Origin of the sequence: Psychrobacter sp. 16-MNA-CIBAN-0192 (genome assembly GCF_040309565.1) — a bacterium.
Lineage (GTDB): Bacteria > Pseudomonadota > Gammaproteobacteria > Pseudomonadales > Moraxellaceae > Psychrobacter.
Map to the genome: position 1 here is coordinate 65,296 of NZ_JBEOOX010000012.1, position 15,091 is coordinate 80,386.

At 41.3% G+C, this 15,091-nt stretch carries 14 protein-coding genes; all 14 read left to right on the top strand.

Annotation, left to right across the window (positions count from 1 at the left end; translation table 11 throughout):
• The first annotated feature begins 187 nt into the window (after window positions 1–187).
• A complete protein-coding gene (locus AAEY78_RS10020) occupies window positions 188–1,594 on the top strand; it encodes an aminotransferase-like domain-containing protein (protein WP_352339204.1) in 1,407 nt (468 codons plus the stop codon).
• 865 nt (window positions 1,595–2,459) lie between these two features.
• The gene (gene otsB / locus AAEY78_RS10025; protein ID WP_352339205.1) at window positions 2,460–3,347 is read left to right on the top strand and encodes a trehalose-phosphatase; all 888 of its coding nucleotides are present in this window, start codon (window positions 2,460–2,462) and stop codon (window positions 3,345–3,347) included.
• On the top strand, window positions 3,344–4,921 hold the full coding sequence (locus AAEY78_RS10030; protein ID WP_352339206.1) for an alpha,alpha-trehalose-phosphate synthase (UDP-forming): 1,578 nt from the start codon (window positions 3,344–3,346) through the stop codon (window positions 4,919–4,921). Before otsB ends, AAEY78_RS10030 begins: the two co-directional genes overlap by 4 nt.
• Before the next feature lie 19 nt (window positions 4,922–4,940).
• A complete protein-coding gene (locus tag AAEY78_RS10035) occupies window positions 4,941–6,023 on the top strand; it encodes an acyl-CoA dehydrogenase family protein (protein WP_352339207.1) in 1,083 nt (360 codons plus the stop codon).
• Window positions 6,011–6,871 (top strand): PIG-L deacetylase family protein, encoded by an 861-nt coding sequence (locus AAEY78_RS10040; protein WP_352339208.1) that lies wholly within the window; start codon window positions 6,011–6,013, stop codon window positions 6,869–6,871. Before AAEY78_RS10035 ends, AAEY78_RS10040 begins: the two co-directional genes overlap by 13 nt.
• On the top strand, window positions 6,855–7,586 hold the full coding sequence (locus AAEY78_RS10045) for a class I SAM-dependent DNA methyltransferase (protein WP_352339209.1): 732 nt from the start codon (window positions 6,855–6,857) through the stop codon (window positions 7,584–7,586). The genes AAEY78_RS10040 and AAEY78_RS10045 overlap by 17 nt, the downstream gene beginning before the upstream one ends.
• Entirely contained in the window at window positions 7,583–8,257 is a 675-nt protein-coding gene (locus tag AAEY78_RS10050) for a glycosyltransferase family 2 protein (protein WP_352339210.1), read from the top strand. The genes AAEY78_RS10045 and AAEY78_RS10050 overlap by 4 nt, the downstream gene beginning before the upstream one ends.
• Before the next feature lie 71 nt (window positions 8,258–8,328).
• Window positions 8,329–9,012 carry a hypothetical protein gene (locus tag AAEY78_RS10055; RefSeq protein ID WP_352339211.1) on the top strand — a complete coding sequence of 228 codons (684 nt, stop codon included), beginning with the start codon at window positions 8,329–8,331 and terminating at the stop codon, window positions 9,010–9,012.
• Window positions 9,013–9,049: 37 nt separating this feature from the next.
• Window positions 9,050–9,409, top strand: coding sequence for a hypothetical protein (locus AAEY78_RS10060; RefSeq protein ID WP_352339212.1), 360 nt, complete (start codon window positions 9,050–9,052; stop codon window positions 9,407–9,409).
• Window positions 9,410–9,775: 366 nt separating this feature from the next.
• Window positions 9,776–10,456, top strand: a complete 681-nt coding sequence (locus AAEY78_RS10065) for a DUF421 domain-containing protein (protein ID WP_352339213.1) — start codon at window positions 9,776–9,778, stop codon at window positions 10,454–10,456.
• 512 nt (window positions 10,457–10,968) lie between these two features.
• Window positions 10,969–11,640 (top strand): 2Fe-2S iron-sulfur cluster-binding protein, encoded by a 672-nt coding sequence (locus AAEY78_RS10070; RefSeq protein WP_352339214.1) that lies wholly within the window; start codon window positions 10,969–10,971, stop codon window positions 11,638–11,640.
• A complete protein-coding gene (locus AAEY78_RS10075; protein WP_352339215.1) occupies window positions 11,637–12,629 on the top strand; it encodes an FAD binding domain-containing protein in 993 nt (330 codons plus the stop codon). The genes AAEY78_RS10070 and AAEY78_RS10075 overlap by 4 nt, the downstream gene beginning before the upstream one ends.
• 2 nt (window positions 12,630–12,631) lie before the next feature.
• Window positions 12,632–14,554, top strand: a complete 1,923-nt coding sequence (locus AAEY78_RS10080) for a molybdopterin cofactor-binding domain-containing protein (RefSeq protein ID WP_352339216.1) — start codon at window positions 12,632–12,634, stop codon at window positions 14,552–14,554.
• Window positions 14,479–15,084: a molybdopterin cofactor-binding domain-containing protein gene (locus AAEY78_RS10085; protein WP_352339217.1), complete on the top strand. Its 606-nt coding sequence runs from the start codon at window positions 14,479–14,481 to the stop codon at window positions 15,082–15,084. Before AAEY78_RS10080 ends, AAEY78_RS10085 begins: the two co-directional genes overlap by 76 nt.
• The last annotated feature ends 7 nt before the right edge of the window (window positions 15,085–15,091 follow it).

The window sequence follows — 15,091 nt, forward strand, 5'->3', positions numbered from 1 at the left end:
CTGTTGTATCGTCCTAATGATGCTAAACGTGATTGATGAGACTCACTATAAATTATACGACCATAACAGACCCGATACAGTTTCACTGATGGTAAACAAAGTGTATAGTTGAGCTTAACGTTACAATTTATCAATGCCTCCTATTAGCACTTATTATTAGCACCTAAAAGAGATAAGCGTATTTATTATGGTTGACACCTATATCTTAAACCCCAATTTAACCAAGACTGATGCCGTCGCTGAATGGCTACAGCAGCGTATCAACTGGCAGATTTACTTACCCAATCAGCGCGTGCCTTCGGTGCGAAAGTTAGCAAAATTATTAGACATATCCTGCTTTACGGTGGTACAAGCCTACGAGCAATTGGTGGCGACCAATGTATTGACGGCTAAACCTAGCTCAGGCTATTACGTCAATGTGATGACCAGCTTGAATCATCAAAATAATGAAAAGATAACTGATAAATCTCCAGTCATAGATACACGCTGGTTGGTACAACATATGTTTAGTGATATTCCTAGTGAGCGCTCTCCAGGGGCAGGCGTGTTGCCAAGTGATTGGGTACGTAATGATAAAATGGAATGGGCGATACGGCAGGTTACTCAACAAGCAGATGACTTTATCTATGACTATGGCGATATTCAAGGTTATAAACCGCTACGTCAGCAATTCGTACAGCATTTAAACGTGCTCGGCATGCACACTCATCTCGATAATGTGATTACGACATCGGGCGTATCACAAGCGGTAACGATGGTTGCCCAATTGCTGACTCAGGCTGGCGATACTGTATTGGTTGATGGTCCAGGCTGGTATTGGCTAACCAGCTGCTTACAACAACAAGGCTTGAAGGTAGTGGCTGTTGAGCGCGACCATCAAGGTCCTAATATTGAGCAGATGAAAAAAATATTTGCCGCTTATCGTCCCAAGCTATATTTAACCAACAGCGTGCTACACAATCCAACGTCCTATTACTTGCATCCGGCTCGTGCGTATCAAGTACTGAATCTGATTCACGAGCACGGTGCCTATATTTTCGAAGATGATTTATACGCCGCTCTTGTACCTGAAGAGCAGGCGCTGCGTTATGCTACTTTAGACCAGTTCGAGCGCGTGTTTTATGCCACAAGTTTTTCTAAATCAATGGCATCAGGCTGGCGAGTCGGTATGCTGGTGTGCCCAGATAAATATATTGATGATGTATTAAGCATTAAAACCTTAAGTAATATGAACACGCCAGAATTTGGGGAGAGGGTCATTCATCGCTTATGGACGCAAGGGGAGTATCGGCGGCAGCTTAAAAAAGTTCAGCAGCAGTTATATTCGGCACATCAAAAAATGCGTGAGGCACTACCTAAAATCGGTCTTGTTTATCCGGAACATACACAGTCAGGCATATTTGTATGGGTAGATACAGGGCAGGATACAAGACAGTTGGCACTGGATGCTTACAAAGAAGGCTGGCTGGTTGCACCCGGACAGCTGTTTTATCCAGATGCGCGTACTTCGACGCATCTACGATTGAATGTATCAACGACGAGTAATGAGTTTTTGACTTGGTTGGGAGAGTATTTAGACAATAATATAAATTGATTTCTTTAATAAAAAATAAATTATCACCAATCCGAAGTTCGGCGGTGGCTGTTTGATAAGTTTAAACAGGTGAGTGCTGATAATGCTAAGCAGAGCGCAGATATGTTATTTATAGTCGGTGAGGGTGTTATTGTAGCTGCACAGACAGGTCAGCAAGCATTAGGTTTAGACATGTAAGCTTTGATTAATATGATATCAACATGATTGCTTTATCAATAGTTTTACACTCTATTTAACTTATGGCTACCTAAAGTTAGGTTCGTGATTTAAAAGAGGTAATTTTATATTAAAAACAATGACCTATAGTTAATATAAAAATAATTGGTTCATGAACCTTAATATGTGATATAGCCTGAGTACAACAACTTTAATTTAAACTATTGGGAGTCTCAGCTAAGACACTGAATTACGCTCAAAAATCAAGTCACATGATTTGAGTAGATATGAGGATCTATCATTAAATAATCTCAAGTTAATTACAAATTGTTTAATGCTATTGGATGATTTTACTTATCAAAAAAGCTTAGAGGAAAAAGAGAAAGACAAAGAAGAGTATTACAAGAACTTCGAATTACAAATGAGCGCACTACGCAAAAAGCTAAGCGCTATTGAATCACATACCATGTATAGCGGTCTTTTATAAGTGGCAACCGTGTTTAAGGAGTTACAGAACTCACGTTAAACAGCACACTCTGGTCACTAGATTTTTACTTGGGTTATGGCACACTTCTTATTAAATTCAATTGCTTAGTATTCGCCTTCCTATAGGTCCATATTAAAAATGCGACAGTTTTTAACAGACAAATTATTTCGAATGTAGGTGGAATTAGAGCGAAAGATGGTCTTTTACTAACAAGGAAAAAACGTGACTTCAGGAAGAAGCCCCAGCATAAATAGGCGACCTATCTATATTCCACCAAAAAACTTTGCTGACTATTTATCCCATCAGCAAGGCTATTGTTTGTTTCTAGATATAGATGGCACATTAGCCGATTTCACATTGAATCCTAAAGACAGCGTTATCCCAACATCAACCTTAACTCTTCTACAAAAAATACAAACCCATGGTGTAAAAATTGCTGCCGTGACAGGACGCAGTTTGGCTGAAGCAAAGCAAATGCTGTTTCCTTTAATGTTACCGATCGCAGCAACTCATGGACTAGAAATAGCGTTTGATGATGACAGTGACCATAATGAGACAAACGTTGTATCTGTTAATATCATGGAACTTGCTGTAATAACAGAATCTATTATCCAATCTTGCATTCCCTTTGATGACTTCATCATAGAAAACAAACCCTATTCTGTCGCTCTCCATTTCCGGAAAAACCCTGCTTTAGCTGATCCGGCTTATACCATCATGGTAGAAACCTTAAAAAGTCATGATAACTGGACATTAAAATCCGGTAAATATGTTTGGGAGGTGGTGCCAAAAGGAGCAAATAAAGGTAGCGCCATTCTAGCTTTACTAAAAAAAATGCAGAGTAATAAGAGTGTTTTTCCTATTTTCATCGGTGATGATATTACGGATGAGGCAGGATTTATGGCTGTACAAGGTGAAAGTAAATCGCTAGAAGACGACTCACAGTTAATAAAAGGAATGGGAATTAAGGTCGGTAGTGAGTCTACGCATGCCAATTACTATGTCCATGACATTTATGAGGTGACTATTTTACTAGATAGCTTTTTAAGCTTCTGCCAACAACCTAATGCGTTAGTAAAAGAAACGGTAAGAGTGAGACACGTGGTATGAGCCGCTTAATCGTCTTGTCTAATCGGGTTAAAATGCCCGATAACAACCCAATGGCAGGTGGACTTGCAATAGCACTGCAAGACGTATTAAACGGAAAATCAGTCGTTTGGATGGGCTGGAATGGTGAAATTGTCGAGCGCTATAACGATGATTATACTAATGAATTTAGTAGTATCAAACAAACTGCTTTAGCAGATGCTGCCGCGCCGTGTGCGAATACATTCATCACTTATATGACCACTGCACTTACCACTGAGCAGTATCAGCAGTTTTACTGCGGCTTTGCCAACAATGTACTGTGGCCATTATTGCATGAGAGAACTGATTTGATTAGTCAAGCGCCAGAGGATTATGCAGGCTATCAAACGGTAAACCACCTTTTTGCTAAGCAATTAAAGAAGATTATTGAGCCTGATGATGTGATTTGGGTGCATGATTATCATTTTTTAAGTGTGGCATATCATTGTAGGCAGCTGGGTATTTGCAATCGTATCGGCTTTTTTTTCCACATCCCCTTTGTCTCATTACCTTTCTGGCAATCACTTGATAAAAGCGGTGAGCTCATTACGCATCTTGCTCATTACGACGTGCTTGGTACACAAACTCAGCAAGGTAGAGCCAATTGCTTTGCTGTATGCCATTATTATTTAAAAGATTCGCTAAGAAACGCCTTACATACCCCGCGAGGTTTTGTAACCTCTACTCAGTCAAAAAATACGCAGATTATGCTTAACTTAGGTCTAAATCATCCTCACTATTTGCGGATTGATGCCTATCCAATCGGCATAAATGTGACAAGAATACAGCAGCAAATTAGCCACTTATCCTCGCAATATGACAAAGCCAATCAGAATAAAAAGACCCTAAAATCTGCTGCCCAAAAAATTATTGCGGTGGACAGAATCGATTACTCAAAAGGGTTGTTAAAGCGTTTTTCGGCATACCGCGATTTTTTACAGCAAAATCCTTTATATCAGAATCAGCTGACGTTATTACAAATTGCCTGTCCTAGTCGCCTAAATGTGCCCGCTTATCAGCGTCTCTATGATGAAGTTAAATATACTATCAACGACGTTAATCAGCAGTTCTTATTCAGTAAGTGTAGAAATGATATTTCTGAAAATGAGAATATTATGAGTAGTTGGCAAGCTATCAACTACTGCGAAAGCGTCATAAGCCACGAGACACTAATGACAATGTTTTGGCAGAGTGATATTGGTTGGGTTAATTCGCTTAGAGATGGTATGAACTTAGTTGCCAAAGAGTATATTGCGGCTCAAAATCCTGACAATCCTGGCGTACTATTGCTCTCACGTTATGCTGGGGCAGCCGAGCAAATGCAAGCTGCGGTCATTATCGATCCATATAAGCCAAAAAGTATGACAGAGGGTTTAGGAATTGCTTTGACGATGCCGTTAGATGAGCGGCAGTCGCGCTATCAGTCATTAATGCGAGGATTACAACAAAATGACTTACAGGTTTGGCAGCAGAATTTTTTAAATGATTTGTATAATGTCAAAAAGCATCAAACGGATCGCTTGAAACCTACCGCAGTCCAAATATCTGACTCATAAGAATAATTAGGAGAGCCTTATGCTAGCGTTAGATACAAAAAATTCTTTATTATCAGAGATGAAAGCCAGTATAGAAAATATCTTACGGGTTGATAATCAAGCTATTAGTACGCTTAGCTTAACTGATGCCTTACGTCATGATATTTTAAAAACCTTAATCACCTATGGCGATAAAATTCCACATCCAGCAAGCGGTGTTAGCCCTGTAAATGGTGAAGTCTCAAGTACGTTGAGCCGTTGGCAAATTTTGGCTTATGTAGCAGGGATTGATCTAACAATTGCAAAATGGTTTGAGTCGCACTTGGATGCGCTAAGCATTTTATATGAGGTGGGCTATGGTAAAGCAGATCAAGGATTGTGGGCCGTTTGGGCAGCAGAAGGCAATCCTATAGGTTATGAGCAAGGAAAAGCCAGTGGTACCAAAGCGTGGTGCTCAGGGGCTAATATCGTAGATCATGGGCTCATAACGTATCGTAATGCCAATGATCAAGCGCAATTGCTTGTCGTAGATATGAGGCAATCTGGTATTGAGATTGATAACGAGGAGTGGCAAGCGGTAGGGATGCAGGCCACTGATACAGCGACATTACAGTTCCATGAAGTATCGGCCATTCAAGTTGGGAGAGCCAATGAATACCTAGAACGTGTGGGTTTTTGGCATGGGGCGGCAGGGGTTGCTGCTTGCTGGTATGGAGCAACGTCTTATCTAGCAGACTATTTGATCAGCGCCTATCAGCAGAAACCAAACGATTATAAAGCCATGTATTTGGGTCAAATTAGTACGGCATTGGCAGTCACTCAGCAGTATTTTCATTATGTTGCTGATTTAATAGATAGTCAGCCACAGCTCAGCCACGAACTTGCCATACGCCAGTTAAGGTCACAAGTTGAGAAAGTCGCTCGCCAAGTAATGGATATTGTTGGTCAGGCATTGGGCGCAGCACCATTTTGCCGCCATGCCCATTTTGCAAGATTGTCAGCTGATCTGCCCGTTTTTATCCGCCAAAGTCATGGTGCTTTTGACTTACAGAAAATCGGCGAGTTAGCTGGCGCTTTATCCAATGACTTAACCAATGGGCAGGACAACATATGGCAACTATAATATCTGACGAGGCTATAAGAATTATAAATAAAGATGTCGCCGACACGCATGTTGATAGGCTCAAAGGCAACCATCCGATCGTGGGAAACCGTGTTATTGAAGGTGATGGCACTAGTCAAGAGGCTTGGCAAAATTGGGCAGGGCTGCAAGATTTGCCTCGATTTGATATTGCAAAAAGCTTTGCCCCAAATCAAAGAGTCTGCATCTTTGCCCCGCATCCTGATGATGAAGTACTAGGCTGTGGCGGTCTGTTGCAACAACTGGCCGCGAATGGCAATCCTATTGTTCTTATTCACGTGACCAATGGCACACAAAGCCATCCAAACTCGCAAATTTATTCTCAAGAAAGCCTTGATATTATCCGACCGCAAGAAAGTGTTAAAGCGCTGGAAGTATTAGGCATTGCTCATCAGGTCAAAACTATTGCTTTAGACTTAACAGATGGTAATGTCTTCAGCCAACAAGATCAGTTTCAGCAAAAATTAAGCTCTATTATCCAGCCTGATGATGTTTTAGTAACGCCTTTTATGCATGACGGTCATCCCGACCACGAAGCAACCGGGCTAGTGGTTGCCTCATTTGCCAAGCAGCATCATTTGGCCTGTTATCAAGTATTAATTTGGGCATGGCATTGGGCAAAACCTGCTGATAGCCGTATCCCTTGGCACCATGCTATGAGAGTGGATTTAACCCCTGAGCAACTACAGCTTAAAATAGAAGCCATTGCCTGTTTTGAAAGTCAAATTACTGCGGATGAAAGTACGGGAAGCGCTCCCATTTTATCCGCGCAAACGATTGCTAGAATCAGCCAACCTTGGGAGGTTTATTTGTATGAATCATACCTCTAAAAATAGCTTAGCTGACGTGAGCCAATATGATGGCTATTCAGAATCGTATTTTGACGCGTTATATAAGGACAATACCGATCCATGGCAGTATCAAACTCGCTGGTATGAAAAGCGAAAACGTGATATTTGTCTGGCAATACTGCCACAATCTCAATATAACAATGCTATTGAACTGGGCTGCGGAAACGGCGTGCTCAGTGAGTTATTGGCTCAACGTTGCCTGACATTAGTGAGTATCGATGGTAATCAACGGGCAGTGCAACTTGCTAAAGCGCGCTTGACAGAAGTGTCTCATGTTAAGGTCATTCAGGGTATGATTCCTAATAGATTAATGACTTTAAATGATGCCGTTTTAGAGGCTTATCCTTTAACAGACGGTACGTCTACTAACAAGTCACCCTTTGATTTAATTGTCATCAGTGAGATTTTATATTATCTATCACCCAATGATATTGACACAGTGATCGCTTGGACTCAGCAAAACCTTGCTATAGGCGGTACGTTACTGTGTTGTCATTGGCGCTACGCTATTGATGGCTTTGCCATGACAGGTGAGGCCGTGCATCAATGTCTGCATCATGCTTTTAACCTTACAAGTAATGAGAAGCATCAGGTTGAGTTAACTCATCAAAGCCAAATAATAGACAGTGATTTCTTACTAGACATCTGGCAACGATCCCCAAGTTCGGTAGCTATGCAAGAAAAACTGATATGAAAATCGGTATTGTGATTCCTGCTTATAATGAGGCAATGACTATCGCCAAATGCTTGGCATCAGTGCAATCTGCTATCAAGCAATTACCCTCAACGATTAAGGCATATCCGCTGGTGGTGCTGGATAGCTGCACCGATGATACGCAGTCCATTGTCAAAGCCGCGGGTGTTGATTACCTATGCTGTGACTATCAATGTGTGGGACAAGTGAGAGATATTGGTATTCGTCATGCAATCGCAAATGGGGCAACATGGCTTGCTTGTACAGATGCTGACTCAGTGGTAACTGTGGGTTGGCTAGCACAACAGATTGAACATATTAGCCACCAATCGACAGATATGATTTGCGGGGTGGTGGACGTTGATAGCTGGGCACATTTGACAGTGCAAACTCGAGAGAATTATATCAATCATTACCAAGATAATATGGGACATCCTCATATTCATGGGGCAAATTTAAGCTTTAGCAGTGACGCTTATCTGGCTGTTGACGGATTTGCGCATCTGCCATGCCATGAAGATGTGGATTTGGTGGGAAAATTTGAAGCGCAAGGATTGGTCATTATTTGGAGTAATCGCGTCCGTGTGATGACCAGTAGCCGGTTGCAAGCTCGAGCACATGGAGGTTTTGCAGCATTTTTAAACAATTTGGAACAAAACAATCTACATTAAGATACGCAATATAAGATTGCGCTGACTTATGATTGAGTGTAGATATACTTCAATAATAAGGATTATAAATCATGTCAGATAAACCTACGAATAACGATAAAATCAAGAATGCTTTAGAGTCTCTTGAGAATACAACAGAAGCACCATCAAATGATGGAGTAACGGGTGTTGAGGTCTTAAAAGGCGATACGGTAATGTATGAAGACGGTGATTTTGAAGATTACAATGCCGAAAAACAGGCTGAGTCTAATAAAGATGATAAGTCTAATAAAGCCGATGAATCTAACAAAGATGATGAATCTAACAAAGATAATGAATCTAACAAAGATAATGAATCTAACAAAGATGATAAGCATGGTATGACGATAGCCAATATCTACCAATGGGCATCTAAACTTAAGGATGATTTTATCTCTGATAAAGAGGGGAAATCTGATTCCAATGAAAAAGAGATATCCAGTAAATATGATCAAGATGATAAGCAGAGTGCAACAATAGCTAATATTTATCAATGGGCGTCTAAGCTTAAAGATGATTTTACCTCTGAAGCCTTTAGTATGACGCACGAAGTTTCTGAAAAAGCGGTTGCTATGATGCTTAATAGGCTTCTGGACGCTGCAGAGGCTGAGCTAAAAACCTTTGATGAGAATGCAGAAGACTCTAAAGAGCCAGTGCCCAATGCCACAGAGGAGCGTAGTAAAATTACTGATAAAAAAGATAAATACCAAAGCATGCTCGAGCAACTGCGAAGCTAATTAGCACTTTGCTTCAATTTAACTTAAGGACGTTGAGATGAGAAAAATAGAATTAAACGCATCATTCCGTACAGCCGTATTGACCGCTTCTTTGGTAGCTATTATGGGAGTGAGTGCTTGTAGTAGTGAAAAAGAGGATGCTAATACTAAATCAGGCGATGGCTTGCAAACCACTCAAGGTCCAGAAGTTGAAGATGTAGCCTCTCAAGAGGGTACGCTATCACCGACAAACGATACTAATCTAAATACTACTACAGACTCAACTGCTAATTCTAGTGATGTAACAGGCACAACGAATCAGTCAGGGTCTACAGATAGTATGGGTAATGAGGAGTCAGACAATCATACTGACGAGAATCCAAACTTAGATCAAACAGCGGCAGACGGTGTGCAGTAGCACTCTAAATGATTAGAAAAAGACAGCGAAACCTATACGAGCATGCTGTCTATATCATCGTTCACAAGTATTTTTTAAAATTGAATGGTTTTAACACGCTGAGTGCTAATCAATAGGAAAAAATTAATAAGTTGCCGTAAATAAAGATAAAAAGAAAGTAGACTGGTGATTTATAAGATTAGGCTCAGTGATCCAATGTTAGGTGTTTAAATAAAATGCCTAGCATTGGATTTTTTATTGTCTTTTGATTATTGGTAAATTTACAACTCTTCAGAACCAGTCTATTCATAACATTTTAAGGGCCTTTCAAATATTTATTTAATACAGAAAACCCTGTTTATAGCAGAAGAAATAGGAGAGTCATCAATGGATTGGGCTAGTATTTTTATACATGACACTACATGGTCGTTTGCCACTGAAATCATAATACGTGTGATTGTGATGTTTACTATGATTATTTTATTTCTGCGATTCACAGGTAAACGCGGCATTCGCCAGCTCTCTATTTTTGAGCTCACCATTATTTTGTCGCTCGGTTCTATCGCAGGCGATCCAATGTTCACTAAAGATTTGCCGCTTATTCAAGCTGTGCTTATTATGAGTATTGTACTGCTACTTTATAGGCTATGTACTTGGCTTACTGCAAAATACGAGGTTCTTGAAAGACTATTAGAAGGTCGGCCTACTTATATCGTAGAAAACGGCTTACTAGTGCTTGAAGACGTCAAAAAAGATGAAATGTCTCATGATGAATTCTTTGCCGAAATGCGCCAATATGGCATACGTCATTTAGGGCAAGTAGAGGTGGGGTTGCTCGAAACTGATGGTGAGTTTAGTGTATTATTATTTCCACATGATAAAACCCAATATGGACTACCTATCTTTCCTAAAGAGTTTAAAGCAGCAAAGACCATAGAGACAGGGCATCCCTACGCTTGTATGCATTGTGGCTATGTTGAATATCTAACACATTTACACGAAACATGTAGCCGTTGTCAACATTCAGTGGGTTGGGCTATTGCCCTTAATACTAAGGTTGTGAATTAATCAGTACTGAGCCGCCATATGATTGTCAAAGATAAAATGTTCTAGGGCAATATGACATTTCTAAAGCCATTTAAAATATCTAAACTTCCGCAGCCTCTAAAAAATTTAATGAAGATATTGTGTGTAATTGGATATTAAAAAACCACTATTCGCGACAAATAAAAAATACCTTTAGAATTTTAGGTATAAGAAAAATTGATTACTAGTATATTGTCGAAACAATATCTAACCTTTGTTTACAAAATAACTTATTAAGTATCGCTTGAGCCCATCATGACGAATAGCCGTGTCTCAAACCAAGTCTTATTGCTATCAGTGTTACGAGGCTTATCTGCTATACCAATATAAGCTGGTTTACTCTTTATATGTCAAAAACTGTATTTATAGTTGAGCGACGGAAAATTCATAAAGACGATGATGCCATCAATATAAATTCAGTTAACATTTAATCTATAGACTAGCTATAAGACCTAATCTAATATTTTATTACTATTTGCCAGCGAGAAGCCAGCATGACTAATTTAACGTTAACGATTAATCAGCAGGATTATGAGTTTGATAATCTTGACCCGCGAACGACATTGCTAGATGTATGTCGTCATCATTTACATATTACTGGACCAAAAAAAGGCTGCGATCATGGGCAGTGCGGCGCTTGTACTATGCTTATTAATGGTCGGCGAATCAATTCTTGTTTGACATTAGCGGTCATGCATGATGGTGATGAGATTACCACCATTGAAGGTATCGGTATGCCTGAGTCGCTATCAGAATTGCAACAGGCCTTTAAAGATTACGATGCGTTTCAATGTGGCTATTGTACACCGGGACAAATTTGTTCAGCAACGGCATTGATAGAAGAAATCAAGCAACAGTGGCCAAGTCATGTAACTACTGACTTGCAAAATCCTAATGGATTACTAGTGCAAGAGATTGCTGAGCGCATGAGTGGCAATATCTGTCGTTGTTCAGCGTATCCTAATATTATCAGAGCCATCTCACAGGTACTTGAAAAAGAATTATTAAGCTCTTCTTCAACAATCGACGACACGACCAATAATAGGGTAGCTGATGTAGCTATCAGTGGTATTTGGTCACCGCCGCCTAGCGAGGCACAAATTGGCGGTCAGTCAGTAGTAAAGAAAACTGCCAATATTGCCAATGCTCAAGGAGGCCGTTCATGAAACACTTTGAACATATCCGTCCCCTTGAATCACAACAAGCCGTGATGTTTGCCACGCCTAAAGACGCTTCATTTATAGCCGGTGGCACCAATTTATTGGACTTAATGAAAATTGAGGTTGAGACTCCTCAAAAATTGGTTGATATTACGCGCTTAGAGCTGCAAAAAATAGAAACCACCGCTGATGGTGGACTACGCATCGGCACGCTCGTAACGAATAGTGATTTGGCCGCGCACCCAGCGGTTACGGCAGGATACCCCGTACTAGCACGGGCAATGTTAGCAGGGGCGTCAGGACAATTGCGTAATAAAGCGACCACAGGCGGCAACCTATTACAACGCACGCGTTGTTACTACTTTTATCAGTCCGATAGTCCCTGTAATAAACGCATTCCTGGTTCTGGCTGTCCAGCTATCAATGGTGAAAATCGTCCACTTGCTATCTTAGGAACGAGTGACGATTGTATTGCCCAGCACCCATCAGATATGGCGGTAGCGATGCGCTTACTCGATGCCACCATTGAGACGCTCCAAGCAGACGGCACCTCGCGTCAGATTGCGATTAAAGATTTCTATTGCTTACCAAAAGATACGCCAAATATCGAAACTGTTTTAGAGACAGGAGAGCTGATTACTCATATTGTTCTCCCAGCGCCCATCAAAGGCATGCACACTTATGACAAAGTTCGTGATCGCGCCTCTTACGCCTTTGCTCTAGTATCATGCGCGGCAGTGATTAACGTTAATAATCAAGAACAATTAGAAACCGTACGTTTGGCATTTGGCGGTATTGGCACTGAGCCTTGGCGTAATGAAGCAGTTGAAGCATTACTAACGGGTACAGACGGTAACATTGGCATTATTACGCAAGCGGCAGATTTATTATTAAAAGACGCCAAAGGTAGTGGTCAAAACGACTTTAAGATACCGTTGACGCGTCGCTTGTTAAAACAAGTCATTGAGCGCGCACTAACCGGTAAGGGAGCATAATTATGTCATTATTGGACGCAGTACTGCCATCAGAACCCACAAAAAAAATGACCATGGACAACCCAGTTGATACTCTTTTCGATAAAACTGCCAGTCAATTGGTTGGTAAACCTATTAACCGTGTAGATGGCTCCTTGAAAGTGAGTGGACAAGCGACTTATAGTGCAGAGTTTTATATTGAAGGACAGGTTTATGGCGTCTTAGTTGGTGCGACCATTGCTAAAGGCAAGGTTAAGCACATCGATAGTCGTGCAGTAGAGGCGCTTCCAGGCATTATTAAAGTGATTACGGATCCCAAGCATTTTTTGCGTAACGCTCAGCAAGGTGGAGAGAAAAAAGCACCTACTCAAGGAGTCGCTGAGATTTTTTACCATGGTCAGCCAATAGCTGCCGTAATCGCTGAAACCTTTGAAGCGGCTACCGAGGGCGCAAAAGCTCTCAAGGTAACTTATAAAGATGAAACAGAAGATGCCGTGATAGATTTTGGCTCAGCATTGGGAAATGCGCATCCGGTTGATGAAAAGAAAGGCTCGGACAAGAATCATAAACAGGGTAACCCTGAGCAAGGACTTAAAGAGTCTGAGGTTTCGTTTGATCAGATTTATCATACGCCAAGCCAGAGTAATTCGCCCATGGAGCCACATGCCACCTTGGCTTATTGGGAGGATGAGAAGTTAATTATGTATACCTCCAACCAGATGTTGTCCTCTTGCAAACAACAAGTGGCCGATGCCTTGAATTTGGATCCAGATAATGTGCAACTAATTGCTCGTTACGTTGGCGGTGGTTTTGGCAGTAAATTGGGTATTGCTCCTGAATCGATTGCCGCAGCAATTTCGGCAAAAGAGCTAAAACGACCGGTATTGATTGTGATGACTCGTCCGCAAGTTATGGAAACCACCATAAGGCGCTCTAATACGCGTCAACGTATCGGTATCGGCTGCAATAAAGAAGGTATTATTAATACGTTTATTCATAATACTACCACTAGCAATTTACCCGGTGAGAGCTTCTTTGAGCCTACAGCGCTGTCTACTCACTATCTATACCGCGGTGAAAATCGTCAGGTCGACTATCAGATGGTTGATGTCAACAAAATACTCTCAGGCTCTATGCGCGCCCCTGGGGAGGCGGTGGGATTAATTGCTGTTGAATGTGCCATGGACGAGTTAGCAATTCAACTAGATATGGATCCTATAGAGCTACGCCGCCGTAATGAGCCTAAGCAAGATCCCACTCAAGAAATACCCTTTTCAACTCGGCAATTAATTGCCTGTATGGAGAAAGGGGCTGAGCATTTTGGTTGGGAGAAGCGCAATAAAATGCCTGCCAAGCGCTTAGAAGGAGACTGGTGGATGGGTATCGGTATGGCTGCCGCTGCCCGCGGTAATCAGTTAAAGCTTTCTGAAGCGCGAGCAACCCTACAAATTGATGGCTCAAAAACGCTTGGGGTCAAAGCCATTATTGAGACAGATATGACCGATATTGGTACAGGCTCTTATACCGTATTTTCCCAAATTGCTGCTGACTTATTGGGTCTACCGGTTGACCATGTTGAGATGAAGCTTGGCGATACCAGTCTGCCGCCTGCCGTTGGTTCAGGCGGTAGTATGGGTGCGGCAAGCTCAGGTAGCAGCATTTATCTGGCTTGTCAGCAATTGCGTGAAATGCTAGCAAACAAAGTCGGTCTATATTCAGATATCATCCAACTAAATAAAGGGAAGATCAGTAAAATAGGAGAGCATGAAGAGACAGTAACAGAGACTATCATTGAATCTGGTAAGGATGTTGCTACCGAGCTTGTAGAAAAGTTGGCACAAAGGACGAGCGTATCTCTTCCTGAATCTATATGGAACGCTTGCCAGAGAAACAGACAGCTAAACAAAGCAGATATGATTTTAGTGGTCATAAAAGTTATTCTCTAGCCGAGATTATTGCCCAATATGACGACCAAAAGTTAAGTGCCAAAGGCGCAATTAATCCAGGTAAAAATGAAAAAACCCATCGCCAAGCCTCCTATGGTGCCAATTTTGCGGAAGTCGCTGTTCACCGAGTAACTGGTGAGATTCGAGTCAAGCGTATGACGGGGGTGTTTGCCGCAGGGCGTATCCTCAATCAAAAAACCGCTACTTCACAGTGTTATGGTGGTATGGTTTTTGGTATAGGTTCAGCTTTGATGGAAGAGGTTATCCATGATAAGCATGACGGGCGCTTGTGTAATCATGATCTCTCTGAATACCATATTCCTGTCAATGCTGACGTACCGCAATTGGATGTTATTTTGCTAGAAGAAGATGATCGTTATACCAATCCGATGCATATCAAAGGAATTGGTGAAACGGCCATCTCAGGCGCTGCAGCAGCGATTGCAAATGCTATTTATAATGCGGTCGGTATCCGGGTTCGAGACTTTCCGATTACTCTAGATAAGCTTATTGAACAACTACCAGATTGATTCTTAT

Excerpts from the sequence above, each read along its gene's own strand:
- AAEY78_RS10020 (WP_352339204.1), top strand. The coding sequence starts at position 188 with ATGGTTGACACCTATATCTTAAACCCCAATTTAACCAAGACTGATGCC.
- AAEY78_RS10030 (WP_352339206.1), top strand. The coding sequence starts at position 3,344 with ATGAGCCGCTTAATCGTCTTGTCTAATCGGGTTAAAATGCCCGATAAC.
- AAEY78_RS10035 (WP_352339207.1), top strand. The coding sequence starts at position 4,941 with ATGCTAGCGTTAGATACAAAAAATTCTTTATTATCAGAGATGAAAGCC.
- AAEY78_RS10040 (WP_352339208.1), top strand. The coding sequence starts at position 6,011 with ATGGCAACTATAATATCTGACGAGGCTATAAGAATTATAAATAAAGAT.
- AAEY78_RS10045 (WP_352339209.1), top strand. The coding sequence starts at position 6,855 with ATGAATCATACCTCTAAAAATAGCTTAGCTGACGTGAGCCAATATGAT.
- AAEY78_RS10050 (WP_352339210.1), top strand. The coding sequence starts at position 7,583 with ATGAAAATCGGTATTGTGATTCCTGCTTATAATGAGGCAATGACTATC.
- AAEY78_RS10055 (WP_352339211.1), top strand. The coding sequence starts at position 8,329 with ATGTCAGATAAACCTACGAATAACGATAAAATCAAGAATGCTTTAGAG.
- AAEY78_RS10060 (WP_352339212.1), top strand. The coding sequence starts at position 9,050 with ATGAGAAAAATAGAATTAAACGCATCATTCCGTACAGCCGTATTGACC.
- AAEY78_RS10065 (WP_352339213.1), top strand. The coding sequence starts at position 9,776 with ATGGATTGGGCTAGTATTTTTATACATGACACTACATGGTCGTTTGCC.
- AAEY78_RS10070 (WP_352339214.1), top strand. The coding sequence starts at position 10,969 with ATGACTAATTTAACGTTAACGATTAATCAGCAGGATTATGAGTTTGAT.
- AAEY78_RS10075 (WP_352339215.1), top strand. The coding sequence starts at position 11,637 with ATGAAACACTTTGAACATATCCGTCCCCTTGAATCACAACAAGCCGTG.
- AAEY78_RS10080 (WP_352339216.1), top strand. The coding sequence starts at position 12,632 with ATGTCATTATTGGACGCAGTACTGCCATCAGAACCCACAAAAAAAATG.
- AAEY78_RS10085 (WP_352339217.1), top strand. The coding sequence starts at position 14,479 with ATGGAACGCTTGCCAGAGAAACAGACAGCTAAACAAAGCAGATATGAT.